The sequence below is a fragment of the Rahnella perminowiae genome (assembly GCF_019049755.1).
Taxonomy (GTDB): Bacteria; Pseudomonadota; Gammaproteobacteria; order Enterobacterales; family Enterobacteriaceae; genus Rahnella; species Rahnella perminowiae.
In genome coordinates this window covers 1-387 of the sequence record NZ_JAFMOS010000029.1, presented here as the reverse complement: position 1 = coordinate 387, position 387 = coordinate 1, and the positions used below count along the sequence as shown (strand labels likewise).

The following is a 387-nucleotide window of genomic DNA, read 5'->3' as shown; positions in this document are numbered from 1 at the left end:
GTGGCTTTCACAGTTGATTATGGACAAAAAGCTGCTGATGCTGAAATCCAAGCTTCTGAGCAAATTTGTAAACTTCTTAATATAGAACATCATATATTGAGGGTTGATTGTAGTAGTCTTGGATCTGGGGACATGGCAGGTAAGACTTCTGACAAAAATGCTCCTGAAACTGACTGGTGGCCTTATAGAAACCAAATGTTAGTAACTTTAGTTGCAATGAAGGCAATAAGCCTCGACGTACACAAACTTCTTATTGGCACAGTAAATAGTGATTCTAATCATAAAGATGGCACTTTGGAGTTTATTTTATCAATGTCTAAATTATTAGAATTCCAAGAAGGCAACTTAGAGTTGGAAGCTCCAGCCATAAGCATGACAACCCTTGAG

At 37.7% G+C, this 387-nt stretch carries 1 protein-coding gene; it reads left to right on the top strand.

All coding sequences use genetic code 11. The features are described from left to right. On the top strand, positions 1-387 hold a 387-nt coding region (locus J1785_RS00130; protein ID WP_217218506.1), incomplete at both ends, for a 7-cyano-7-deazaguanine synthase.